The sequence below is a fragment of the Chitinivibrionia bacterium genome (assembly GCA_009779925.1).
Taxonomy (GTDB): Bacteria; Fibrobacterota; Chitinivibrionia; order Chitinivibrionales; family Chitinivibrionaceae; genus WRFX01.
The window spans coordinates 105,859-115,248 of record WRAZ01000004.1 but is presented as its reverse complement, the minus strand read 5'-3'; the positions used below and the strand labels follow the sequence as shown (position 1 = coordinate 115,248).

Annotated in this window: 7 protein-coding genes; 5 read left to right on the top strand and 2 right to left on the bottom strand. The window is 44.0% G+C overall.

Going from position 1 to position 9,390, the window contains the following annotated elements; all coding sequences use genetic code 11:
* Positions 1–203: hypothetical protein (locus FWE23_03005; protein ID MCL2844405.1), on the top strand; the 203-nt coding region annotated here is incomplete at its 5' end.
* A 56-nt stretch (positions 204–259) separates the two neighbouring features.
* On the opposite strand, the gene FWE23_03000 is transcribed toward FWE23_03005, so the two are convergent.
* Positions 260–853: a hypothetical protein gene (locus FWE23_03000; protein MCL2844404.1), complete on the bottom strand. Its 594-nt coding sequence runs from the start codon at positions 851–853 to the stop codon at positions 260–262.
* A 109-nt stretch (positions 854–962) separates the two neighbouring features.
* On the opposite strand from FWE23_03000, the gene FWE23_02995 reads away from it, so the two are divergent.
* Positions 963–3,395 (top strand): bifunctional aconitate hydratase 2/2-methylisocitrate dehydratase, encoded by a 2,433-nt coding sequence (locus FWE23_02995; GenBank protein ID MCL2844403.1) that lies wholly within the window; start codon positions 963–965, stop codon positions 3,393–3,395.
* Between the two features lie 180 nt (positions 3,396–3,575).
* Positions 3,576–4,757, top strand: a complete 1,182-nt coding sequence (locus FWE23_02990; protein ID MCL2844402.1) for a methyl-accepting chemotaxis protein — start codon at positions 3,576–3,578, stop codon at positions 4,755–4,757.
* Positions 4,758–4,821: 64 nt separating this feature from the next.
* On the opposite strand, the gene FWE23_02985 is transcribed toward FWE23_02990, so the two are convergent.
* The gene (locus FWE23_02985; protein MCL2844401.1) at positions 4,822–6,036 is read right to left on the bottom strand and encodes an ATP-binding protein; all 1,215 of its coding nucleotides are present in this window, start codon (positions 6,034–6,036) and stop codon (positions 4,822–4,824) included.
* Positions 6,037–6,316: 280 nt separating this feature from the next.
* Here FWE23_02985 and FWE23_02980 point away from each other — a divergent pair, with 280 nt between their 5' ends.
* The gene (locus FWE23_02980) at positions 6,317–6,898 is read left to right on the top strand and encodes a hypothetical protein (GenBank protein ID MCL2844400.1); all 582 of its coding nucleotides are present in this window, start codon (positions 6,317–6,319) and stop codon (positions 6,896–6,898) included.
* Positions 6,861–9,272, top strand: coding sequence for a T9SS type A sorting domain-containing protein (locus FWE23_02975; GenBank protein ID MCL2844399.1), 2,412 nt, complete (start codon positions 6,861–6,863; stop codon positions 9,270–9,272). Before FWE23_02980 ends, FWE23_02975 begins: the two co-directional genes overlap by 38 nt.
* Positions 9,273–9,390: the final 118 nt, after the last annotated feature.

Genomic DNA, 9,390 nt, shown 5'->3' with positions numbered 1-9,390 from the left:
GGGCGGGGTTTGCCCGCCCTGAAAACAGAACGAACGGCGATTTGGGCGGGCAGACCCCGCCCCTACAAAACGCGATTGTTTGGGATTTGCGTAATTCGGCGGGGCGTTTTGTCGCAAGCGGCACATACCTGATAATGGTCGAGGCTACGGCGCAAAACGGCAGAATTTACAGATACGTCGCTCCGATTGGCGTTAGAAGATAAAGAGTGAATTCAAGCAAAAACTAAAAAAAGAGGCAATCGGAAACGGTCGCCTCTTTTTACTTTACAGGAAACATTAACACAATTTCGCTTCCGAAAACGATTATTGCCCCCGACAACAGGACGGCAGCGAGTATTTTAAACAAGTTTTTTGAAGGGCTGTTCTTTCTTTTTTTTGAACCGTATCTTTTATCCATAATATTTTTTGCGCTTGATACGTCCGCCTCTATTTTTTCCAGAACAGAACTTATTTCGTCTTCGTCGCGGTCTATAGAACCATAACCGTCGGGGCAAAAAGTGCAGTACCATCTGCGGTCTTTTCGCATTGCGGTTCTGCCTTTATAAACTTCCAAAATGTACTCGTATTCTTCATCTTTTTTTACGCCTTTTTCTTTTTTGAATTGCCTGCAAGTAATTACGTTGTACGCATCGGGATTAAAATTGCCGTTTTTGTCGAAAATAAACTCGTCTCTTTCGATGGAAAATTCGCGAAGCACGATAGTATTGGTAGCTTCATCGATGTCTGAATACTCAATGGAAATTTTTTCTTGGTCTGCGTAAGTTTTCGACAAATTATCGGCAGATTTCAGGATTTCCAAATACCTGAGATACAAAAGATTTCTGTTGTTTTCGTGGCTTATCTCAGCTCGCATAATAAACAGTTTCGCCTTATAAAAATATTAAATTCAGTTATAAAATACCTTTTGCCGTCGTCCAAAACGTATTTTCCCGAAAAAATAAACAATAAAAAAAGGAAAAACTATGTGGCTTGAAGATTACCGAAAACACGAAAACGAGAGAGTCGCTTTGGGCATTCTGCCGCTTGCGCTCACCGCGGAACAGGCAAAAGGATTATGTGAGGATTTGCGGCAAAAAAACGACAAATTCTTGCTTGACTTATTCGAAAACCGCATAAACCCCGGCGTGGACGAAGCGGCGAAAGTAAAAGCGGAATTTTGCGAAAAGATAATCTTGGGCGAGGCGAAATCGCCGCTTATCGACAGGCGCAAAGCGGTCGAAATACTAGGAACTATGATAGGCGGCTACAACGTAAAACCATTGGTGGACGCGCTGAAAATCGACGATATTGCCGAAATCGCCGCGGAAAAACTATGCAAAATAACGCTTGTTTACGACGAATTTGACAGGGTCTGCGAATTATCGAAAACAAATAAATACGCAAAAAAAGTCGTTGAAAGTTGGGCTTGCGCCGAATGGTTTTTGTGCAGAGAAGAACTTCCCAAAACCATAAAAGTGAAAGTGTATAAAGTTGACGGCGAAATAAACACCGACGACTTTTCTCCCGCGAGCGAGGCGTTTACGCGCTCCGACATTCCGCTTCACGCGTTGGCAATGGGAAAAGCGAAATTTCCCGACTGCATAAAAACAATCGCCGAATGGAGAAAACAAGGGCACACGGTTGCCTTTGCGGGCGACGTTGTGGGAACGGGGTCGAGCCGAAAAAGCGCGGTGAATTCCGTTATGTGGCACATCGGAAACGACATCGATTTTGTCCCGAACAAGAAGCGCGGCGGCGTGGTTTTGGGCGGCGTTATCGCTCCGATTTTTTACAATACTATGCAGGATTCGGGCGGTTTGCCGATAGTTTGGGACGTTGCCTCGCTTAAAAACGGCGACGAAATAACCATAGATACGGAAAAATTGGACTTGAAACCCGCAACCATAAAAGACGAATTTCGCGCGGGCGGAAGAATAAACCTTATTATAGGAAAAGCGCTGACCGAAAAAGCAAGAAAATTCTTGGGAATGCCGAAATCGAACGGGATTTTTGTGGAAATTTCCAAAACCGAGCACAAAAAAGGACAGGGCTACACTCTTGCGCAAAAAATGGTGGGCGCCGCCTGCGGACTTGCGGGAGTTTTGCCCAACGAAAGCGTAGAGCCCAAAATGACAACGGTCGGCTCGCAAGACACAACGGGACCTATGACCGTTGACGAACTTACCGAACTTGCCTGCCTTAAATTTCAGACGCCGATGTTTATGCAGTCGTTTTGCCACACGAACGCTTATCCGAAAGCGGCGGACATAAAAACGCAAAAACGCCTTCCGAAATTTGTGGAAGAGCGCGGCGGCGTTGCGCTTAAACCGGGCGACGGCGTAATACATTCGTGGCTAAATCGCCTTTTGCTTCCCGACACGGTCGGCACGGGCGGCGACTCGCATACCCGCTTCCCTGTTGGAGTTTCGTTTCCTGCGGGGTCGGGACTTGTTGCGTTTGCGGGGGCGCTTGGATTTATGCCGCTCGATATGCCCGAAAGCGTTTTGGTGAAATTCAGCGGCGCGCTCAACAAGGGCATTACCGTTCGCGACATAGTAAACGCAATTCCGTATTTCGCGATAAAAAAAGGACTTTTGACCGTCCCCAAAAAGAACAAAATCAATGTTTTCAACGGGCGGATTTTGGAAATTGAGGGCTTGGAAAATATAACAGCCGAGCAAGTTTATGAAATCACCGATTCTTCGGCGGAGCGCAGTGCGGCAGCTTGCACATTTTCGCTCGGCAAAGAACGCGTGCGCGAATTTTTGGAAGAAAACATCGTAATTATGGAAAACTTGATAAAAGACGGCTATCAATCGAAAACCGCGTTAGAAGCAAGAATTTCGGAAGTAAAAAGCCGTCTTTCAAATCTTAATCTTATGAAAAGAGACGAAAACGCCGAATACGCCGCGGTTTTGGAGATAAATCTGAGCGAAATCACCGAGCCGATAGTCGCCTGCCCTAACGACCCCGACGACGTAAAACTGCTTTCGGAAGTGAGCGGCGCAAAAATCGACGACGTGTTTATCGGCAGTTGTATGGTTAGTGTGGAGCATTTCAGGACAGCCGCAAAAATTTGGAAAACGGCAAAAATCAACCGCAATATGACGCGCACATTTGTTTCGCCTCCGACAAGAATTTACGCAAACATCCTTAAAGAAGAGGGATTATTCGCCGAATTCAACAAAATCGGCGCGACAATAGAGCCCGCGGGCTGTTCGCTTTGTATGGGAAATCAGTTGAGAGTAAGCGACGGCGACAGCGTATTTTCGACCTCGACAAGAAACTTCGACAACCGAATGGGCGACGGCGCAAAAGTGTACTTAGGCAGCGCCGAAGTAGCCGCGATAATCTCAAAAATCGGAAAAATCCCGACGAAAGAAGAGTATTTTGCTGAGATGGCGGCGGTGGAGTGAGTTTTTACTGCTTTGCAGAGACCGCAAACGGGCTTCTCAAGGGCGTTAACGGGTTTGCGCTCTGCAAAGAATGCAAAAAAATTCATCAAAACAAAAAAATTTTTTCGCTCGCTGTCGAGGCAATATAGTATATTTAGTGCAAATATAAAAAATATGGGTGAAAATTGAAGGAGGAATTCTATGCATATCTTGCCAAACTTTTCGTTTTTAGCGGCAAACAGAACCGCTAAGGTGTTTTCTATAGTCATCGGCTTGCTTGTTTTGCTTGCAAATGTTCTTGGTTGTGTTATTTTGTATAAGCTGAGCGCTTACGGAGAAAGTGTTTTCTTTATAACAGTCGGCATTGCCGCTATGGTGGTATTTTCGATTTTAATGTATATCTTTGCAGGATGGATTAACGGGAAAATTCATTGGTACGACAGTATGCTTGACGCGCTTCCTTATCCTATATCCGTAACAGATAATAATATGAATTGGACGTTTATCAACAAAGTAGTGGAAGACTTGCAGAAAGTTAAGCGTTCGGATATTATCGGAAAACATTGCAGCAACTGGGGCGCCGCAATTTGTAATACGCCTGATTGCACGGTTAAATGTTTGCTGTCGGGAGAAAGAGACCATTCGTTTTTTGACCAATGGGGATTAAATTTTAAAGTGGACGCTCGCTTTTTGCACGACAGATACGGTCGCAAGTCAGGACATATCGAAATTGTTCAGGATATTACTTTCCTTAAGAAAACGCAAATTGAACAAGCGAATATGATTGAAGGCTTGGGCGATCTCAGCAACAAATTCGTCAATGTCTCGGCTGAAGTAACAAACAACGCCGACAAAAACGTAGCAACAACGCACCAAGCCGCCGATATGGTGAACTCAATCAAAGCAAGCGCCGAAAAATGTTCGGGTTATATGGAAAAATTGACTAAAGCAATGATTGAAATAAACGAAGCAAGCCACGACATTGTGAATATAACAAAAACGATAAGCAGTATTGCTTCAAGAACCAACATTTTGGCGATAAACGCCTCTATCGAAGCGGCGAGAGCAGGCGAAGCCGGTAAAGGTTTTGCCGTTGTTGCGGGCGAAGTTAAAAATCTTGCGAAACAAAGTTCCAAGTCGGTAAGCGACACTAACGCGCTTATAAATAATTCCATAGCAAAAGCGGAACTCGGTATGCAAATAGCCAACGACACCGCCGAATCGCTCGCCAAAATAGTAGTCGGAATAAGTTCCAGCAACGAATTGATAAGCGAAATTTCCAAGTCCACCGAAACGCAAAAAGACGCAGTCGCCGACATAAACAGCGGCGCAAGACAAATGGCAAGCATTTTGTCGAGCGGCGAAACAAAGTATTTGAACTAAACAGAGACAAGTTTTTTTGTTGTCGGTTCTCCAAAGGCGGATAAATATTTATCCGCCTTAAACTTTACAATTCTTTGCTCAACAAAAACTCGCGAATATTAAGATGTCGAATACCGTTTCTGCTCATATCAAATTCGTCAAGCGATACGACGAATTTAGGAAAATTGTCTTCTACTTTTTCCAAAACCGAAAATTCTCGTTCTATAGTTTCGTCCGACGCCAACAAATAACAAACTTGAACATATATGCAATAGTTGTTTTTTTCGGCGATAAAGTCTATTTCAAGCTCGCCAACTTTTCCAACGTGTATTTTGTAGTCTCGCCTTTTGAGTTCCATAAACACAATGTTTTCCAGAACTATGGAAATGTCCGCCTGATTTTTTCCGACAAGCGCCTCCCGCAATCCGTGGTCGGCAATATAATACTTTTCATTTACCGCCAAAATTTTTTTACCGACCGTATCTTTACGTCGAACACAGCTTAAAAGATGCGCGTTTTCACAATATTGCAAATGATTTAGTACAGTGTCCACAGAAATATCCATTTTCTCGTTTTTGAAATAGTTTGATATGCTTCTCGCTGAAAAGGTTTTTCCGATATTCGCAATAACATACTTAATTACCCGCGCAAACAAATCTGTAGAGCGAATTTTGTTTCTCTGGACAACATCTTTAAGAACGACGGAATTATACACGTCTTGCAAATACATTATGCTTGCGTCATAGCGAAATTTTACGTTTTTCAAATACGGCATTCCGCCGACAAGCAGATACTCCTTAAACATTTTTTCAACACCGACGTTTTTGTTTTCGCTTTTTTTATACAACTCGATAAACTCCGCAAACGAGAACGGATATATTGTAATTTCTACATACCTTCCGCCCAAATAAGTGGCAAACTCGCCCGAAAGCAATTTCGCGTTTGAGCCCGTAATATAGATATCGCAATCGAATTTTACACGAAGAGAATTTACGCATTTTTCCCAAGCGTCGACTTCTTGTATTTCGTCCAAAAACAAATATGCTTTTTTGTCGATTTTTTTTATTTTTTCGGAAATATGCTCGTGAAGCTTTTGGTATTCTCGATACTTTTCCGTTTCAATATCTTCAAAATTTATGCTTATGAATTGATTTTTTTCGACGCCTTTTTTCTGCAATTCTTTTTTTATCAAATCAAGCATAACGCTTTTGCCGCAACGCCTTATACCTGTAAATATTTTAATCAAATCCGTGTCTATAAACGGAAGAACTTTTTGAAGATATTCGTTTCTTTCTATCATAATCAAACTCCTTCAATTAAATTTTTCTACAATAAAATAATAAATGTATAATCGACAAAACAAGGGATTTTCAATATTTTGTCAAATATAATCGACAGAATTTTTAAAACATGGGAGAGTGTCATTTATAATCGACAAAAAAACTACAGTTTTTCCTTAAACTCTCCCACCGACAAAAAATAAAATAAAACAACAAAAAAAACAAGCGAATTTCTATTTATGGCATTAAATTTATATATGGTATCTATATATTTACATAATTAAATAAAAGGAGGTTGTTATGAACTTCATTAAGAAACTTACAATGGCTACATTTTTTGTCGTTATAAGTACAACAACACTAACATTCGGCGACATTATTTTCTACGGGGCGACAAGAATAAACGTGCCCGTAAACACAACGGTTAATGTCAGAACAAACGCGTTTTATCGAGTATTGGCGAGGTGCGACTTCGACGGCGATATTACGCATAGAATTCAAATTGTATCGGGCGCGCCGAACAACGTTGTGAGCACGGCGGCGCAAGGAACGCAGAATGTTGTCTATTCCGTCGAAAACAGTAGAGGCGACGTAGAGACAATTACCGTTCCCGTTGCTATTGGAGCGGCGGGCTCGACAATAGTCGTTCGGCGAACGGTTTACACTTTGCCCGAAAGCGTAATTGAGGCGATACAAATCGGCGACGCAAGGCGCGGCGACAACCAAGATGTTCAGCATTTGGGGCTTTTTATGCCTGCAAATTCAACTTTGCGAATGAGACGAATTACGGAATTTCCGCAAGCAATTCAAGCAAGGGCGTTTACAGGCACGCGCGAGGGCGATAATGTCAGAGACGCACTCGTTTGGTGCTCAGCAGGTTGAGTGGAGACCTGCCGCACCTGCAAATAATCGCGGGCGAATACCTTTTATTCGTACGCCGAGAAGCAACAATATAAGAACTGTGGATATAGATGTGGAATTCTCGGGAAATGTAAGAACTTTGGATTTCTTCAACTACGGCGACGACGACAATGCCGCGTTTATGCAAAGATGGACTTCGTCGCAAAATCGCTATGCCTTGCTTCAGAATAACGTAATAACAATGATGCTTGACTGGGACGACAGAGAATTAAACTACGGATCGGGCGGAGTAAACCATCGTCAACTTGTGCTTAACAGCAGGATAAACGATTTGCTGAAATATTACGAAAATCTTACAGCGCAGTTCAACCGCTTTCACGGGCTCGACATAAATTCCCAAAATCCGCACCACCGACTTATTCACACGAGATTTTTAATAGCGCCGCAATTAAACGGTTTTGGATATGCGTTCTATGGCGCGGATGACGTAACGGGAATGAACGGTTCGCGCATAGGCAGTTATCTTAATTTTCCGGCTATGGTGCCGCTGACGACGCAGGCAATCTCAGGTCTTAGTTTTTGGGTATCGCTTCACGAAATCGGACACGGCTACGACGGCAATTTTTCGGGAGGCAAGGAAGTGGGTTTAGGCGAAATAGCCAATAATATTTTGTCGCATTTTTATCAGGCGAACCACTTTGACTTTACCTCGGCAAACGATAGGCGTTGGTCTTGGCTTTTTGACTACGGAAACGCCGCCGCAACCTCTTCCGCGCTCGACGCAAGAGCCATTACCCGCAGAACGGGAAATTTATCGAATTTTGCCGCAGAGCCGAATCGCTTTAGGGATAATCTCTTCATTTTGGTAAATATGTATGCCAACGGAAGCCCGATGACCGACATAGAAACACCTCAGAAAATTTATGCGGCGGCTCAGCGGTTAAACAGAGAAATGCACGTCCAAGGTCAGAATTGGTCATTGGCTAATTTGAACGCAAAAGCATTCAGCGACGCGGCAAATACGAACATTGTTCCCTATATGGAAGCATTTGGTTTTGGACCGCATTTATCGGATTTAATGAGGGCTTACGCATTTGAAGAAGACAACAAAATCGGGTATTTCCTTGACCGCATTGCAGGAAGCGAGGCACAGCGCATAGCAACCGCCGAAGTGTTATACGGAACAATTTCTCCCGTTGTGCCGAATGCGGCGCGCGGTCTTAACGGCACGGGCGGCACAATTACGATAAATATAAGCGACATAGACCTCATAAAAGGCGAAACTTTGCGTATTATGAACGGCTCCGACGTGGTTTTTCAAGCGGAAATCACCTCAAACACCGTAGATTTCCCCGCGCTTGCGATAGGCGCGTATTTTGTGAAATTACCTTCAGCAAAAGCGGGCTTTTTTCATACGGGACATCATCATTTGGTTGTCAGGAACGGTCAGAGAACAGACTTAACCGTAGAATATCGCGAACTTACCGCCTCGCCTTTGCTGGGAACAACGCAACTTTTGTTTCGCGGCGGCAGCGCACGAACGGTTGCGACGATAACGTATGACCCTGTGGCAAGAGAACTTGTTGTTAATGCAGCGGGCGGCGCACCGCACTGGGTAAATTCGGGAACGTATATTCAGGCGGAAATTTGGGCAGGCGGACAGAGAGCGTGGAACCATACTTGGACTTGGCAGGGAAATGTTGCAGGATTTACAAGACGTATTCCCGTTGCAATAGGCGATTCGGTAAGATTTACGCACGCAGAAGCGTTTTGGGGCGGCAGAGCAGACCACGCCCGCGTAATAAATTCGTTTACAGCCGAATGGCTTCCCGAATTTGAGTGGCAAAACCACCAATGGGGCTCTTTGGTGGTTACTCAATACGGTCTTGCAAAACCGAACTCTTCGGTAGCAGACCAACGCAGAATTTACACGGCGAATTTTTTCTCGGCGCTTGAAACTACAAAACAAGCAATGCCCGCGCAAAGTTGGACGAACCCAAGTCGTTTCAGAGACGTTAAAACATCGTTTATCTTAGGCGCAGACCTTTTGAGCGAAGCGGACAGAAACAGATTTATCGCCGAAAACCCCCATTTGTTTGGAGGCGGCGACGGCGGCAATCCTAACCGTATTTCTTCGGCAACCCGCGCGCGAGCAATATCCTTTGCAGTAAGCGGAATTACAACGGCAGGAAATCTGAATTTAACAATCCCGCAAGCAGGAAACTACAAAATTTCCATTTACAACGTAAACGGCAGAATCCTCGCCCAAACCCAAGCAAACCTCGCAAGCGGCGCAAACGTCCTGTCGCTAAACAGAACCATAGCCAAAGGCGTAGCAATAGTGAGAGTCGAGGGCGCAAACACCCAAGCGGTGAGAAGGGTTATGGTGAGGTAAGAGGTGGAGTTTTCAGAAAAATAACTCAACAAAAATGGCAATCGGAAACGGTTGCCTTTTTTTTGTTTTTTTTTGGAAAAAACTATTTGCGCAGATGAAGATAACAGGAAAATTGTAT